Genomic DNA, 17,055 nt, shown 5'->3' with positions numbered 1-17,055 from the left:
AGATTAAATTATTTCAGACGGAGGGTCACCGCATTCCTGTGCGCATCCAGCCCTTCTGCTGCGGCCATGATTTCGATCGTACTACCTATATTCTGCAAACCTTCTTTGGTCAGGCGCTGATAGGTGATCTTCTTAACGAAGCTATCCAGCGATACACCACTATAGGCAGTGGCATAACCATTGGTAGGCAGTGTATGGTTGGTACCAGAGGCATAGTCGCCCGCACTTTCAGGAGAGTAGTTACCCAGGAATACTGAACCGGCATTGATCACAGCATCTGCAATGGTGATATCATCCTGGCAGGCTACGATCAGGTGCTCAGGAGCATATGCATTCAGCAGGTCCATCGCTTCTTCGTTGTCACGTACCAGTATGATACGGCTGTTTTCCAGGGCTTTTGCAGCGATGTCTTTGCGGGGGAGTGCTGCCAGCTGTGCAGCTACCTGTTCCTGTACCCCTTTGATAATAGATGGAGTCGTAGTCACGAGCAATACCTGGCTGTCAGCACCATGTTCTGCCTGTGACAGCAGATCTGCGGCTACGAATGCAGGTACGCAGGTTTCATCTGCCAGCACGGCTACTTCTGAAGGGCCTGCAGGCATATCGATCGCTACCCCATCTTTGTTGATGAGCTGTTTAGCACAGGTTACGTACTGGTTTCCCGGACCAAAGATCTTGTGTACACGGGGCACACTTTCAGTACCATACGCCATTGCAGCTATTGCCTGTACCCCTCCGATCTTATATACGCGGTCCAGTCCTACCTGCTCTGCGGCATAGAGCACCGCAGGGTGCACTTCACCTTTAGCATTGGAAGGCGTGCAGAGGATGATTTCTTTACATCCTGCTATCACAGCCGGGATGCCCAGCATGAGAATAGTAGAGAACAGCGGTGCTGAACCACCGGGAATGTATAATCCTACTTTCTCTATGGCCACCGGTTTGCGCCAGCATTGTACACCGGGCATGGTTTCAATCACCTTGCCGGTTTCATGCTGTGCTTTGTGGAAAACTTCTATATTTTGTTTTGCCTGTAAGATGGCTTTTTTCAGTGCAGGATCGAGGCTGGCTGCAGCCTGTACAAACTCCGCAGGAGTAACTGCCAGGGCTTCCAGCTGTACCTTATCAAATTGCTGCGCATATTTGCGAACAGCTGCATCTCCATTCTGTCGCACATCTGCGAGGATATTGCCTACACTGGTTTCCAGTGCAGTATTGTCAAATACCGGGCGGCGCAGCAGCTCCGGCCATTGTGAACGTTCTGGATATTCGAATACCAACATATGTCAGCGATATTAAATGATCATCTTTTCAATTGGAACTACAAGGATACCCTGGGCACCTGCTTCTTTCAGGCTTTCAATGATATCCCAGAAATCATTTTCGTTCAGCACAGAGTGTACTGAGCTCCAGCCTTCTTCTGCCAGTGGCAGTACGGTAGGGCTCTTCATACCTGGCAGCAGGGAGATGATTTCCTTCAGTTTATTGTTCGGTGCATTCAGCAGGATGTACTTGTTGTTCTTTGCTTTCTTCACGGCCTGGATGCGGAATTGCAGTTTGCGGAGAATGGCTTCCTGCTCCGGCGTGAGTTTATCATTAGAGATAAGCACTGCCTCTGATTTCAGGATCACTTCTACTTCTTTCAAACCATTCATAAACAGGGTGGAACCACTGCTTACCAGGTCGCAGATAGCGTCTGCCAGGCCAATACCGGGCGCGATTTCTACGGAACCACTGATTTCATGAATGTCTGCAGTCAGGCCATGTTCCTTCAGGAACTTCTCGAGGATCACAGGATAGCTGGTAGCAATGCGCAGCTTGTCCATGTCTTTTACACCCTTATAGTCCACTGATTTGGCAACAGCAAGGGAGAGACGGCATTTGCCAAAACCCAGCTTCTCTACTGTTCTTACAGGGCGGTTCTTTTCCAATACCACGTTTTCACCTACAATACCCAGATCGGCTACGCCATCTTCCACGTATTGCGGAATATCATCATCGCGCAGGAAGAATACTTCCAGCGGGAAGTTAGTGGCTTCTGTTTTCAGCTTATTAACACCATTGTTGATGTCGATACCGCATTCTTTCAACAGCTTGATGGAATCGTCGTGTAAACGTCCTGATTTCTGAATGGCAATTCTCAGTTTCATGTTCTTGTTAATGTTCCGTGAAAACAAAAAAGGGGCTTACCGTTTGGTAAGCCCCTGATAATGTTCTAATATTTTAATAGTACATATTATCATCCCAGCCTACCTGCTTGGTAAGAAATGATGGTGATGATGTGTATGTACGTTTGCGTTCATGTTCAGTTTGAAATAACGATGCGAAGGTAGGAAGTATTTTTTTAAATAAAATCAAAATTTTAGCCACTCTTTTGAATCATTTCAAATAGCAGGCATTTATAGGGGTAAACCGGGGTTAAACAGCAAATAACCCGCAGATATCCCGCCTCTTTAAAGAGGCGGCTTATAGGCGGCTTATAGGCGGGATATCTGCGGGTTATCTGCGGGTTATCTCCCTTTTTGAAGCGAAAATAAAAGGGCCGGCTATAGTAGCCGACCCTTTTAAGGACTAAATTATACCTGGCGGTATTTATTAAGGTACTAATGTAAAGTCAGCAGATTTCGTATCACGGCTGTTACCACCCACGAATACGGAGAAATCACCTGGTTCAGCCACATATTTCAGGTCTGAGTTATAGAACTTCAGGTCATTTACAGTCAGTTCAAATGTAACTGTCTGATTTTCACCTTTCTTCAGGGAGATCTTTTTAAAGTTTCTCAGTTCCTTTACCGGGCGGGTCACACTTGCCACCTTGTCACGGATGTACAGCTGTACTACCTCTTCCCCATCATAATTGCCACTGTTTGTAACCGCTACGCTTACTTTCACACTGCCGGTAGCAGCTGCTTTCAACTGGGTTTTATCCAGCTGTACAGGGCCATAAGTGAATTTGGTATAGCTCAGGCCATAACCAAAGGGATATAATGGTTCGTTGGTGATATCCAGGTATTTAGTTGAATACTTATTGTTTGGATCTTCCGGACGACCCGTATTCTTATGATTGTAGTAGATAGGCACCTGACCTACGCTGCGTGGGAAGGTCATGGTCAGCTTACCAGCCGGGTTATAATCCCCAAACAGTACGTCGGCAATGGAATTACCAGCTTCTGTACCCAGGAACCAGGTTTCCACGATGGCAGGGATATGGGCATCTTCCCACTCCAGGGTGAGCGGACGGCCATTCATCAGTACCAATACTACTGGTTTGCCGGTAGCATATACAGCTCTCAGCAGTTTTTCCTGGTTTTCAGGAATGCTGATATCAGAACGGCTGGCAGCTTCGCCACTCATACCACTGGATTCTCCCAGTGCCAGTACCACGATATCTGATTTTTGTGCCAGGGCCACTGCATCAGCCAGCATGCCTGCACTGTTAGCAGTATCTTCGGCTGTCAGGACCGCTTTCTGTAAAGCTCTTTTCAGCAGGGTCGTATCGCTGGTATAATGTGCACCTCGCAGGTAAGTCACATTGCCTGCGCCACCCAGTTTCTGTTTGATACCTTCCAGCAGGGTGACTGATTTGGTATAGTCACCAGCGGCAGACCAGTTACCGATCATATCACGTTTGCTGTCTGCCAGGGGGCCGATCAGGGCAATTTTAGCCGCTTTCTTCAGCGGCAGCAGTTCGTCCTGGTTTTTCAGCAGCACAATAGAACGGGCACCGATTTCACGGGCAGTAGCACGGCTTTCCGGTGTCAGGATCTCTTTTGCAGGTCTGCTGTTGTCACAGTATAAATAAGGGTCTTTAAACAGACCCAGGTCATATTTAGCGGAGAGGATGCGGTATACGCAGGTATCGACCTGTGCAATGCTGAGCTTTTTATCAGCGATCAGTTTTGCCAGCTGCCTGGTATATACGCTACCCTGCATATCCATGTCTATGCCGGCTTTCAGCGCCAGTTCACCTACCTTGTATTCATCGCCTATCCCATGTGCCATCATTTCATTGATAGCAGTGTAGTCTGTCACCACGAAACCTTTGAAACCCCATTGTTTGCGCAACAGGTCCGTCATCAGCCATTTATTGGCAGTAGCAGGAATACCATCTATTTCATTGAAAGAACTCATCACTGAAGCTACCCCTGCATCAACAGCTGCTTTATAAGGCGGCAGGTAGTACTCATACATTTTCTGACGGCCCATGTCTACAGTATTGTAGTCACGACCAGCTTCCACAGCGCCATAGAGTGCAAAGTGTTTTACGCAGGCCAGGATAGTGTTGTTCAGTGACAGGTTAGTACCCTGGTAACCTTTTACTTTCGCTTTGGCTACCTGTACACCATACCAGGTATCTTCACCCACCCCTTCGGCTACACGGCCCCAGCGGGGGTCGCGTGCAATGTCTACCATTGGGGAATATGTCCAATGCAGACCATCCGCGCTGGCCTCTACAGCAGCAATGCGGGCACTCTTTTCCATGAGGGCCAGATCCCAGGTACAAGCCTCTCCCAATGGAATAGGGAAAATGGTCTTGTGACCATGAATTACGTCATATCCGAATAACAAAGGAATTTTAAGACGGGTTTTCATTGCCAGGTCCTGTAACTGACGGGTATACTGCGGAGTGTAGGCATTGAAGATAGACCCACAACGGCCCTCTTCAATATCTTTCTTGTAACCCGCATTCATAAACGGGCCGGTAACGTCCATTTCGCTGGTGAGCAGGTTCAGCTGCCCGATCTTTTCTTCCAGCGTCATTTTTTTGATCAGGTTATTAATAAACGCCTGTTTACCATTCTGATTATTCTTCGTTTGTGCAGTTGCACCGCCTGCTAAGCAGAGTGCTAGCAAGCCGGCAAGGATTCGTTTACGGCTGTTCATAACATGTGTGTTTTTAGTTCGTATCAGAACCGCGAAGATACAAAAATGGCAATGGTCTTATCATGATAAAAGTTAGCATCGTGGCTTTTGCTTATAATGTAAGCGTTACGGCCTTCAACTGCTTTCCATGATATTTCTCGGCGTTATCAACGTATATATAAAATCCTGCCTTCCTGTAATTCCAGCTAACGGTGATCAAATGTCCGTGATAGGGAATATTGGATAGTTGAAACCATTTCCAGGGAAGCATAGGGTCAATGGTCAGCTTGTTATCCAGTGATGGCCGGATGCCCACCAGGTCGTTTATCACAAGATCACAGAACCCGGAATGGTTGTAATAACTGCTTCTTGGGTTATCTCCTTTTAGCCAATAGCCATTCTTTTCATCCTGGTACTCGCCTAAATAGGGAGCGCCGTTTTTTTGATGAGAACGGGCATAGGTCCGGAGCATTTCATAGTAGATAGCGGGTGTCATACCACCTTTATGTCTGTAATCACGCAGCAGGTTGGATAATGCCTTCAGGGTTTGTGTGGTGGCAAATGGCCACAGTGCTCCATCCCACTCACATCCACCGGTACCATGACTACGAAATAAGGGATGTCTTCTTTCTGCGGTGGTGATGCCCCAGGGCGCATTAAAACCAGCTGTATCAGTTAGTTGCTGCCAGGCGCGGGCATACATAGGTTTATCAGCAGGTAAATTGAAATACCAGGGAATGAAACCGATCTCTTCACGGGCATCAGAGAGGCCTCCTTTTGCCAGGCGTACTTTAAAAAAGCTGGCTGTGCGATCCCACATGCTATCTTCTGCCAGTGATTTGATCTTATCAGCATCAGCTGTATAGCTTTTTACAAGACTATCGTTACCTGCCACCTGTGCCATTGCCGCCATGGCCAGGGCATTGCCATACATGTAACTGTTGATGGTAGGGCGGATATGCTTTTCTTTCCTGCTGCCACTGATAGATTCTTCCATTCCATCTTTTACATCGAACTGCCAGAATAAACCGCCGGGCAGGCGCTTTTCTTTTTCCCATAAATGATAATCGGCATCCATGTACGGAAGCAGTTGTACCGCCATACCAGGGTCTCCATGCACCTTTATGTTTTCCAGCACCGCCCATTCTGCCCAGCTGCTGAACTGGTGAAACTTAGGTGTCTTTTGCTGTGCATCGGCCATGAACCAGTACCTGATATCCTGGTTGATATACTGTGTATCCCGCAGCCACCGGCCTTCATTGATGTGATGGCCCAGGGCACAACTCAGTGCATTGTACCTGCCGGCATGTTTGACCGGTAAAATGAATTCAGTAAATATGAAACCATCCGGTGTCTCCTTCAGGTGTTTCCTGAAAGTCCACCAGCGGTAATAGTAGATCTTCTCTATGATGGTATCCGGGCATTCCAGTAAAGGAATGTTTTTGTTGAGCCATTCATAAGCCTGTGCATTATTCACATAGTTCTGCGCGGTTTCACTATCAGCTGCATTGAACTGGTTCACATAATCTTTTAGTGTTCGCTGGCTGTAGGCATTTACTCCTAAGAGGACAAAGATGACAAAAATTAAAGACGTTCGTTTGGATCCCACTCTTTCAGAATTTTAGTGATAGTAATGGCTTTGGCCTCCTGCTTAGTTAATTGTTTTGACCAGCTCACCCGCTGCGTGGTGACTGCGCCGGGGCCAATATTGTCATATTCCCTGTACCTGGCAGTCTGTTCATTTTCTGCCTTATCCCAGTTATGCCAGCCGGCGGGCAGAATATGTTTTCCCAGGCTGCAATTCATAAACAGGGTAGCGGCATAAGGTCGCCATGGCCGGCCCAGGTAAACTTTTGTAGCGGTATCAGCAGCGAATAAGTTGCAATGCATGAATACGAAACCAAATGGCTGGCTGAGGGTGGTAGAAGCGGCGGTGATGTAGGAGTTTCTTTTACTGAAGATGTTGCAGTCTTTAAATACAACGGTGGCTGCACCAAAGATAAAATCGGTCGTTCCTTCTATATAACAACTATCATAAAACTGCCGGCTGTCTTCTTTCCCGGCATACAGGGTATCCTGGTTGCCCAGCAGTTTACAATTCCTGAAGATACAGCGGTCTCCTTCCACATGGAGGGCTACTGCCTGCCCTACCTGTCCAGATGCATTCTCAATGGTGAGATTCTGGAGGATCACATCGTTGCCCTGCACTAATACGGTATAGGAGGTAAAGGTGCCGAACTTGTCTCTGCCATTACTATCCCTGCCGCCGGGATATGGTTTGCCTGAAAAGTCGCTATTGGTGATGATGGTGCTATCCCTGGACTCCCCAATTAGTGTGATTCCTGTCTTCCAGGAGGGGATGACCAGCTTTTCATGATAAGTTCCTTTCTTAATAAAAATGGTTACCCGCCAGTATTGAAAATCCCGCACGGCGTTCACCGCATCCTGGATATTGGAGAAGTCGCCTGTGCCATCGTGGGCTACTACTAACAATTTCTTCTCCTGTGCGGTGCCTGAAAACGAGGTGAGGAGCAGGCATAAATAAATAAGATACTTCATAACAGGAATTTATAGCAGGCGGAAGCTATAAAAATCCCCTTATAACACGAAGGTTTATTTACGCAATCGTTACCGGAAAAAAATACAGTCTTTTATGTAATTTTATCGTCGATGCACCACCCGGATGACATAGCATTAGTGAACAAGCTGGCGAGCAATGATGAAGTGGCTTTTGAAGCGCTCTTCCACAGATATAAGGATAAATTATACTCATTCCTCCTGCACCTTGGCAACTCACCTACAGCTGCTGAAGACGTTCTACAGGACGTGTTTATGAAGTTATGGACGCGCCGTGCCCAGCTGGGTGAAATCGAAAATTTCAATGCATATTTGTTTCGTATGGCTGCCAATCAGGCTATTAACCTGATGCGCAGGCAAAGCCGTGAAATAAAGATCCTCGATGAGTTGCAATTATATACCATTGATGAAAACGGTACTGCCCAGGCCATGTCGGAGAAGGAAGTGCAGGAGGTATTGGCCAAAGCGCTGGCCACCCTGCCGCAACAGCAATATAAAGTGTTTATGCTTAGCCGTGAGCACGGACTCAAATATGAGGAAATAGCAAATGAAATGGGCATTTCGGCTGCGACCGTTCGTAATCATATGGTACAGGCGCTCAAAAAGATCAGAACGTACCTGGAGTCTTCACATATTATCAGTATTATTTATCTGTACATCATACTCGCTGAGAAAATTAAATAAGCATTGTTCCTTAGAACTCCCTCTTTAAAAAAAAGTTAATTTTTTTTTCGGATTGACTAGACCGAAACTTCCAGTTGTTTGTCTTATAGGCAGGGGACGAACTTTTTGTAAAGAAAAACAGCCAAATGTCGATTGACAGGATCACAGCATTATTGGAGAAATTAACCTCCAACACCTGCACCTGGCAGGAGAAAAAAGAGCTATTCGCGCTGATTGACAGCGTGGATGATCCGCAGCTAAAAGCTGTGCTGGAAGCTGCATGGCAAAAATATAATGAGCCGGTTCATAACCTATCCGACGCCACTTCAAGAGTCATTCTCAGCAACATTCTGAAAAAGGATAAGCCAACCAGGGTCCTATCTATTCGTAAGTGGCGCGTTGCGGCTGTAGCGGCCGCAGCTGCGCTTCTCATCGGCTTCAGCATTTACAAATTTACCGGGGCTCCATCCACTACAGCGCCAGCTATTGCCATCGTATCAGACATTAAAGCCCCTGCCATTCACAAGGCCACCATCACATTATCTAATGGACAACAGGTGCCGGCAGACAGTATTGCCAACGGGCAGCTTGTCATGCAGGGGCAGACTAAGGTGATCAGGTTATCCAACGGGGAGATCGTTTACCAGGCACAGGGACAACACAACGAAATTATACTCAATACGCTTACGAATCCAAAGGGAAGCCAGGTGGCTTCCATCACATTATCTGACGGTAGCCATGTATGGCTCAATGCAGGTTCTACACTCACTTACCCTGTTGCTTTTTCAGGCAAGGAAAGGAAGGTGACTGTAACAGGGGAAGCCTACTTTGAAGTAGCCCCTGCAGGTGACCACAAAATTCCTTTTTTAGTAAATATTAAAACCAACCAAAGAGATAGCAGTCTTGTTACTGTGCTGGGTACGCATTTCAATATCAAAGCTTATGAAGATGAGGCAGATACAAGGGTAACCTTACTACAGGGAAGCGTTCAGGTAGATCACCTGCAGCAGGGCCTCCGGATTGTGCCCGGGCAACAGGCCAGGTATGCTGAAGGAAAACAAATCCTGGTCAGCACGGCAGCGTCTGTAGATGATGTTGTAGCCTGGAAGGAAGGGTTCTTTGCCTACCAGAACAGTAACATGAGCCAGGTATTGCGCGATGTGGCACGCTGGTACGACATTGATGTCGTATATACCGGCAACAAAGTGCCGAACGACACCTTTACAGGTGAAATACCGCGTACTGTTACATTGACGGAGCTATTACAAATATTAAAGATGAGCCGGGTAAATTTCCGGATAGAAGGCAGACAGCTTACTGTATTGAATTAATCATACACCACCTTATACCAGGATCATGTGAATAGACATAAAAACGCCCCGAATGAGGGTTCGGGGCGCGGAAATCTAAGTCACTTATCATAAATAGTCAAGCCAGACTAACTTATTTCATTACCGTCTGAACGGAGTTCATCCGGGAGGACTTAAATCCAGCCAAATCTATGCTGTTAAATGCAAACGGCAAAACGTTGCCGTGTCTGTCATCAACCAAACTACTGTTGATTATGAAATTCACAGTCGTATTTGTATTGGCCGCTTGTTTACAGGTTAAGGCCAGCACGTATGCTCAGAATGTGTCATTGAATGTTCGAAACGCTTCCCTGGAGCTGGTATTTAAAGAATTTAAGAAGCAAACAGGGTACAACTTTTTTTACAATGATGCGATGGTCCGCACAGGTATTCTTGTGAGCGTAGACCTGAAATCAATGCCGCTTGAAGAGGCGATGAAACTCGCTTTGCGCGATCAGCCGCTTACCTTTTCTATCGTCAATAAGACGGTCGTACTGAAGGATAAGCCATTTCAGCCGGATTTTACCGCCTTACCTGCACCACCTGAAGAGTTGCATGGCCGCGTAGCGGATTCCCTTGGGAATATCCTGATTGGAGCCACTGTACGCGTAAAAGGTACCAAAGAAGTCGTGATGACTGATGGTAACGGTAATTTTGTGCTTAAGAATGTAGAAGACAAACAAACACTGGTTGTCTCCTTTACAGGTTATGTAACCAAAGAGGTACCTGTAAAAGAAGGTAATAACAGGGTTTACCTGATCAGGTTGTCCCGCTCCACCAACCCCCTGGATGAGGTCCAGGTGATCGCATATGGTACAAACACCCGGCGTTATGACGTGGGTGATGTTGCGACCATCAATGCAGCAGATATCAAGAGCTCAGGTGCTACCAACGTTGTAGGTGCCCTCAATGGCCGTATACCTGGTCTGGAAGTAAGTATATTCAATGGTGTACCGGGTTCAAGACCAATCCTTCAGGCCAGGGGCCAGAATACACTGTCCAATTCTGCAAGTGTCACTCCTTACGATCAGCCCCTCATTCTCATAGATGGTATTCCATTGCCTACGCAGAACAATGATATCTCCATGCTGCTGAACAGCTTCAACTCCGGTCCGGGGGCGACAGGCTTCAGTGCAATGAATGGCCTGAATCCGGCAGATATCGAAAGTATCAGCGTACTGAAAGATGCCGATGCTACCTCCATCTATGGTTCACAGGGTGCGAACGGTGTCGTGGTGATCACTACCAAAAAAGGTAAGCCAGGCAGAAACGCGGTGAATGTAACGGTGACAACCGGTCCAAGCAAGCTTTCCCGCAGACTGGATATGATGGATACACAGCAATACCTGCGTATGCGTCATCAGGCTATCACCATGGATAGTATTACGACTTTCCCTTCAGATCAGAGTTATTTCAGAGACCTTTTCTTATATGATACTACCATGTATACCGACTTTATGAAGGAATACTTTGGTGGTACTGCAAATAGTACGGATGCACACCTCAGCATGTCAGGAGGATCCGGAAATAGTACCTACTGGGTATCTGCCGGTTATACCAGGCAATCCTACAATATGCCGGGCAACTTCTCGGACAAACGCTACACCCTGCATAGTGCACTGAGCACCCACTCCTCCAACAACAAGATCAGGGCTAATTTCGGCAGTGATGTCTCTTATGATGTCAATAATGCACCAGGTAGTCCTGCGCTGGGTAAGGCGATGATGACAGTTCCTAATCATCCGTCTATGCTGGATGCAAATGGCAACCTTGTATGGATCTATAAAGGACAGGATGTAAGTTCTGACCAGTTACTGGCTGAGACAAAAAAGCCATTCAATATTGAAAACTACATGTTCAATAACTATCTCCGTTTAAACTACGAGGTAATTCCCGGATTGAACATTGCAGCCAATGCAGGTTGGGCATTGACCCTCTCCAGGCAATATAGCGCTACGCCACTGGCTGCCGTGAAACCTGGTAATGGTACAACCGGTAGCGCCGGCTTTGGCCAGAGCAATGACCAGACCATCAACCTGGAGCCACAGGTAGATTACAGGAAGACCGTAGGTGACGGTGAACTACAGGTATTGCTGGGCGGTACTTACAGAAAAGTAACGGGCACCTTTAGCCAACAGCTGGGGAGTGGTTATACAGACGATGGTTTGTTGAAAACTATTATGGCAGCAACTGCTGTCAGCTATTCAGATGGTGCTGATGTATCCAAATATGTAGCAGGATTTGGCCGTATTAACTATGTGTACAAGGAAAAATATATCGCCAACTTCACGGGTCGTCGTGATGGTTCCAGCAATTTCGGACCTGATCGCCGCTTTGGTAGCTTTGGCTCAATAGGACTTGGCTGGATCATCTCTGAAGAGAAATTCATGAAATCATTAAAACCCGTGCTGAGCTTTGTAAAACTCTCCGGTAACTATGGTACCAATGGCTCTGACGGTGTGGCTCCTTACAAGTATCAACCATTCTGGAAAGTAGGTTCCGCTACCAATACCCAGACTTTTGATGGTACCCGTCCGTATACAGCTAATAACCTTTATAATCCAACCTATAGCTGGGCATCCAAACATTCCATTAACCTGGGCCTGGACCTCGGCTTTATGGACGATAAGATCCTGGTAAACCTGGCTTATTACCGTTCCAGAACCGGTAACCAGCTGACAGCTTATACATTGCCTGCACAATCCGGTTTCAACAGCGTTGTGCAAAATATGGATGCTACCCTGCAGGATGCCGGCCTTGAATTGTCCATTACCTCCCGCAATATCACTACTAAGGATTTCAAATGGACAACCTCTTTCAACATCTCAGGCAACAGGAATAAACTGATTTCCTTCCCGGGTTTAGCTACCTCTGCTTATGCGGCTAATTACACAATCGGGAAATCTACTTCCAGGATCTATGGATTTAAATATGCAGGTGTGAACGATACAACTGGTGTGTTCCAGTATTACAAGGCAAATGGAACGATCACTTCTGCACCCCTGACTTCTAATATCAACAAGGGTGGAGATATGCAGCCAATTGCAAACGCACAGACAGATTTCTTTGGTGGGCTGAACAACTCCTTCACCTATAAGAACTGGAGCCTGTCCCTGTTCTTCAAATTCTCCAAAGCAATGACTAAGAACTACCTGGCAGGTCTCAGTTATGCATCTCCGTTACCAGGTGGACAGATCAACCTCCCTTCATTTATGGAGAATATGTTCTGGACCAAACCAGGTGATCAGGGCAAATTAATGCGTTTGACAACAGGTTATTATGGTGCTGCCAGAAATGGACAGTTAGCACAACGCTATGGTAGCTATTTCACCAACTCTGATGCGGTGTATAGCAACAACTTCTACCTGCGTCTGAAAAGCGCGATGCTGTCTTATTCCCTGTCACCAACTACTGTAAAGAGACTGGGTATCCAGGGCTGTGCATTCAACATCACTGCGCAAAACCTGTTCACTATTACCAACTATAAGTTTGGTGATCCTGAAACACCGGGTTCTCTTTATTCAATACCTGTACAGCTGATCGTAACTGGTGGTTTCAGCCTGGATTTCTAATCGTTTAAAACGCATCTATCATGAAGAAAAATCTTTCTATATATACCATTGCAGCGGCGGCGCTGTTTGCAATGTCCTGTAACAAGCTGGTTGATATTCCGTCTCATCCGATCGATCAGATCTCAGAAAGCACCGTTTTTAGCGACAGTGCTGATATTATATCTGCTGTAGCAGGTGTTTATAACAACTTCAAAGCAAATGCTTCCAGTGGTACTATTGGCGCTACACAGGTAACTATTTATACTGGTTTGGCTGCAGATGAACTGAAATATTCCTATAGTTCTACCTATGTGAACAATGCCTACCTGGCAGATGATGGAACTGTAAGCGGTTTATGGAGTTCAGCATACACCAATCTTTACCAGATGAATGCCTGCATAGCCGGCATCAGCGCTACGAAAGCTATCAGTGACTCCCTGAAGCGTGCACTTGTAGCTGAGGTAAAATTTGACCGTGCCTTTTATTACTTCCAGATGGTAAACCTTTGGGGTGGTGTGCCGCTGGTGACAGTCACTGATTACAATGTGACTGCTACCCAGCCAAGAGTAAGTGTAGATGAAGTGTATAAATTGATCCAGACAGATCTGGCAGAAGCCCGCTCCGTACTTCAGCCAAAATATCCGTCTATTGCCGGTACCAGGTACCGTCCTAACCTGTACACAGCAATGGCACTTTCTGCCAAGGTATTCTTATACCGCCAGCAATGGGATAGTGCAGCACTGATGGTGAACCAGATCTTAGCATCCGGTCTCTATTCCCTGGCAAGTACACCCACTACGGTATTCTACCAGACCAGCAATGAAAGCATCTGGGCCCTGCCAGGTAGTAATGTAAATACATCCAGCACAAACTTCCAGACAGGAGAAGGCTATATCCTACTGCCATCTTCTATCTACTCAGCACCTGCTTACCAGGTTAATCCCATCCTGGTGAATGCATTTGAACAAAATGACCTTCGTAAGGCGACCTGGATCACGCAAGCAACATTGTATGGAACGACTTACAATTACCCTACAAAATATAAGAACAGGTTATACGACGCTGCTAACAGGGAAGTATATGTGATGTTCCGTCTTGCTGATATGTACCTGGTACTTGCAGAAGCACAGGCACACCTGGGTGCCTATTCAGATGCGATCACAAATCTGAACATTGTACGTACAAGGGCAGGCCTCGGTGGCTATACCGGTAGTAACGATGACCTGCTGGCTGCTATCTACCACGAACGCCAGGTAGAAATGGCATTCGAGTGGGGTAACCGCTGGTATGACCTGAAGCGTACCGGTACCATTGACGCCGTACTGGGTGCTGAGAAAACTACCTGGAAAAAGGAAGCAGCCCTGTTCCCGATCCCGGTAGGACAGATCCAGCTGAATCCGAATCTAACACAGAATGACGGTTACTAATAAATAACAAAACTCAAACAAATCATGCTAAAATGCCAACGTTCAGCGATGGCCATCGCCATAGGGGTTTCTCTTATGGCGGTGACCACCGTTCATGGTCAGATCTTTAGACACAAAAAGAAACAACCCGCAGCCGCACAGAAAAGCGCCACACCTTCTGACACGACGAAAAAATCAGGTCCCTCTCCCGTAAAACCATACAAGGACGTAATTACGGCTGACATGAAATCTACCAAAGGTTTCATCACTGTACACCAGAAAGAAGATAAGTATTTCTTCGAAGTGCCGAATAAAATGATGGGCAGAGACATCCTGATCGTTAGCCGTATTTCAAAAGCATCTGCTGAAATGCGCAATGGTAGCTCAGGATACGCCGGTGATCAGATTGGTGAAACTGTTTTCCGTTTCGAACCCGGTCCTTCTAAAAAATTATTATTACGCCGGATCTCTTTCAGAGAATATAGTGCAGACAGTTCACAGGCTATGTTTGCCAGCGTTCAGAAGAACAATGTACAGGCAATTGCCATGGCATGGCCTATCGCTGCGTACTCACCAGATTCCAGTGGCGTTGTATTCGACGCGACTGAATTTGTCAACAGCGACAATGAAGTGCTGTACTTCCAGAGCAAAAAACTGAAAGACAGAGCAGGCATGGGCGGACAGGTGAATGATCGCAGCTTTGTAGATTATGTACGTGCTTTCAACTCAAATGTAGAAGTACATACTGTAAAGACTTACAATGCAGGCCTGAACCCTACCTCTTCTTCCTATACCGTAGAACTGAACTCTTCTATGGTATTGCTGCCTGAAAAGCCAATGAGGGCAAGGGCCATGGATGGCCGCGTAGGTTACTTCGCCGTAGGTTATATTGACTACGATGCAGATCCACAGGGTGTAAAACAACAGATCTATGTAAAACGCTGGAGACTGGAACCTAAACCTGAAGATGTAGAGAAATACAAACGTGGTGAAATGGTAGAACCAGCTAAACCAATTGTATACTACATCGATCCTACCACCCCTAAGAAATGGGTACCCTACCTGATGCAGGGTGTGAACGACTGGCAGAAAGCCTTTGAAAAGATCGGTTTCAAAAATGCAGTATATGCACGCATCGCTCCTACCAAAGAAGAAGACAGCACCTGGAGCATCGACGATGCCACCCACTCTGCTATCATCTATCGCCCTTCTGTGATTGCCAATGCCATGGGCCCAAGCGTATCTGACCCACGCAGCGGTGAGATCATTGAAAGCCATATCTTCTGGTATCACAACGTAATGAGCCTGCTGCAACGCTGGTATATGGCACAATGCGGTGCTGTTGATCCCCGTGCACTGAGCAATGAACTGCCGGATTCACTGATGGGGCAACTCATCCGTTTCGTATCTTCTCACGAAGTAGGTCACACACTGGGCCTGCTGCACAACTTCGGCTCCAGCTCTACTGTACCAGTTGAGAAACTGCGCGACAAAGCATGGGTGGAAGCACATGGCCACACCCCTTCTATCATGGACTATGCACGTTTCAACTACGTAGCACAGCCTGAAGATCATATTGGCGAAGCAGGATTATTCCCACGCATTAATGACTACGACATGTGGGCGATTAAGTGGGGATATGATATGCATAACGAATACAAAACTATTGCTGAAGAAAAAGTAGCGCTGTCTAAAATGGTGAGCGATAGCCTGGCTGCCAACCACCGCCTGTACTTTGGCAGTGAAGTAAACTTCACAGATGCACGTTGCCAGAACGAAGACCTGGGTGATGATGCAGTGAAAGCGGGTGAATATGGTATCAAAAATCTGAAAAGATTAATGCCGGGTGTGCTGAGCTGGGCTGGCGAAAAAGGTGAAGATTTTGATAAGCCAATGGAGCAGATCAAAACCCTGTACAGCCAGTTCTTCATGTATGTAGGTCACGCTATGGCCAATATCGGCAGCGTTTATGTAACTGAAAACATGGTAGGCGATGCTGCTAAGAGCAACATTGAGCCAGCTCCATATGAGAAACAGAAAGCTGCGATGGCATTCATCAACAAGCAACTGTTTGAAACGCCAACCTGGATGTACAGCGAACTGCTGGACAGAACTACACTGAACTTCCCTACTGAGATCAGCGAAGCTCAGCGCGATATGCTGAATGCGATCCTGGGCCGTGCACGTTTCAGCCGTCTCTTATGGTCTGAACAGGTGTATGCAGCTAAGAATCATGTAAAGGTATATACGCTGACAGAAATGTTTGAAGACCTGAATAAAGGTATCTTCTCTGAAGCGTATGCTGGTAAGAATGTAGATCTGTACCGTCGTGCTTTGCAGAAAAGTTATGTGGCAAGACTGATGCAGCAGGTATATGCTAATCAGGGCGAAGGTAATATCAGTGACCAGGTCATGCCATTTGGTTTCAACTTTGACAAGTCAGACGAAAGAGCACTTGTAAAAGAAAACATGCTGGCTATCCTGGCACTTTGTAAAAAACAGGCCGCTAATGCAGGACTGGACAAGCTGACAAAACTGCACTATAATGATCTGGTAACAAGGATCAATGCACAGTTAGCCGCAGAAAAACAAGGATTGATAAAGTAAAGATAGAATGAACGCAACCCCAGCTATCCTGGGAAACCC

10 protein-coding genes are annotated in these 17,055 nt (G+C 46.6%); 5 read left to right on the top strand and 5 right to left on the bottom strand.

Annotation, left to right across the window (positions count from 1 at the left end; all coding sequences use genetic code 11):
* Positions 1-8: 8 nt before the first annotated feature.
* The 5 genes from hisD to U0033_RS26950 form a co-directional block, all read right to left on the bottom strand.
* The gene (gene hisD, locus U0033_RS26970; protein ID WP_072360104.1) at positions 9-1,283 is read right to left on the bottom strand and encodes a histidinol dehydrogenase; all 1,275 of its coding nucleotides are present in this window, start codon (positions 1,281-1,283) and stop codon (positions 9-11) included.
* A 12-nt stretch (positions 1,284-1,295) separates the two neighbouring features.
* Complete coding sequence (gene hisG / locus U0033_RS26965) at positions 1,296-2,150, bottom strand: ATP phosphoribosyltransferase (RefSeq protein WP_072360111.1); 855 nt, start codon at positions 2,148-2,150, stop codon at positions 1,296-1,298.
* 445 nt (positions 2,151-2,595) lie between these two features.
* Positions 2,596-4,884, bottom strand: coding sequence for a beta-glucosidase BglX (gene bglX, locus U0033_RS26960; RefSeq protein ID WP_072360112.1), 2,289 nt, complete (start codon positions 4,882-4,884; stop codon positions 2,596-2,598).
* Positions 4,885-4,975: 91 nt separating this feature from the next.
* On the bottom strand, positions 4,976-6,472 hold the full coding sequence (locus U0033_RS26955; RefSeq protein ID WP_072360113.1) for an MGH1-like glycoside hydrolase domain-containing protein: 1,497 nt from the start codon (positions 6,470-6,472) through the stop codon (positions 4,976-4,978).
* Entirely contained in the window at positions 6,448-7,422 is a 975-nt protein-coding gene (locus U0033_RS26950; protein ID WP_072360114.1) for a pectinesterase family protein, read from the bottom strand. Before U0033_RS26950 ends, U0033_RS26955 begins: the two co-directional genes overlap by 25 nt.
* Before the next feature lie 111 nt (positions 7,423-7,533).
* On the opposite strand from U0033_RS26950, the gene U0033_RS26945 reads away from it, so the two are divergent.
* The 5 genes from U0033_RS26945 to U0033_RS26925 all read left to right on the top strand — a co-directional run bounded on the left by U0033_RS26945 (position 7,534) and on the right by U0033_RS26925 (position 17,016).
* Positions 7,534-8,124, top strand: coding sequence for an RNA polymerase sigma factor (locus tag U0033_RS26945; RefSeq protein WP_072360116.1), 591 nt, complete (start codon positions 7,534-7,536; stop codon positions 8,122-8,124).
* A gap of 125 nt (positions 8,125-8,249) precedes the next feature.
* Positions 8,250-9,434, top strand: coding sequence for a FecR family protein (locus U0033_RS26940; protein ID WP_072360118.1), 1,185 nt, complete (start codon positions 8,250-8,252; stop codon positions 9,432-9,434).
* A gap of 233 nt (positions 9,435-9,667) precedes the next feature.
* The gene (locus tag U0033_RS26935; RefSeq protein WP_177318587.1) at positions 9,668-13,024 is read left to right on the top strand and encodes a SusC/RagA family TonB-linked outer membrane protein; all 3,357 of its coding nucleotides are present in this window, start codon (positions 9,668-9,670) and stop codon (positions 13,022-13,024) included.
* Positions 13,025-13,044: 20 nt separating this feature from the next.
* On the top strand, positions 13,045-14,430 hold the full coding sequence (locus U0033_RS26930) for a RagB/SusD family nutrient uptake outer membrane protein (protein ID WP_072360123.1): 1,386 nt from the start codon (positions 13,045-13,047) through the stop codon (positions 14,428-14,430).
* Between the two features lie 24 nt (positions 14,431-14,454).
* Positions 14,455-17,016: a zinc-dependent metalloprotease gene (locus tag U0033_RS26925; protein ID WP_072360125.1), complete on the top strand. Its 2,562-nt coding sequence runs from the start codon at positions 14,455-14,457 to the stop codon at positions 17,014-17,016.
* The last annotated feature ends 39 nt before the right edge of the window (positions 17,017-17,055 follow it).

Origin of the sequence: Chitinophaga sancti (assembly GCF_034424315.1) — a bacterium.
GTDB classification, from domain to species: Bacteria; Bacteroidota; Bacteroidia; order Chitinophagales; family Chitinophagaceae; genus Chitinophaga; species Chitinophaga sancti.
The sequence above is the reverse complement of the archived record's forward strand: the minus strand, read 5'-3'. Positions and strand labels throughout refer to the sequence as shown.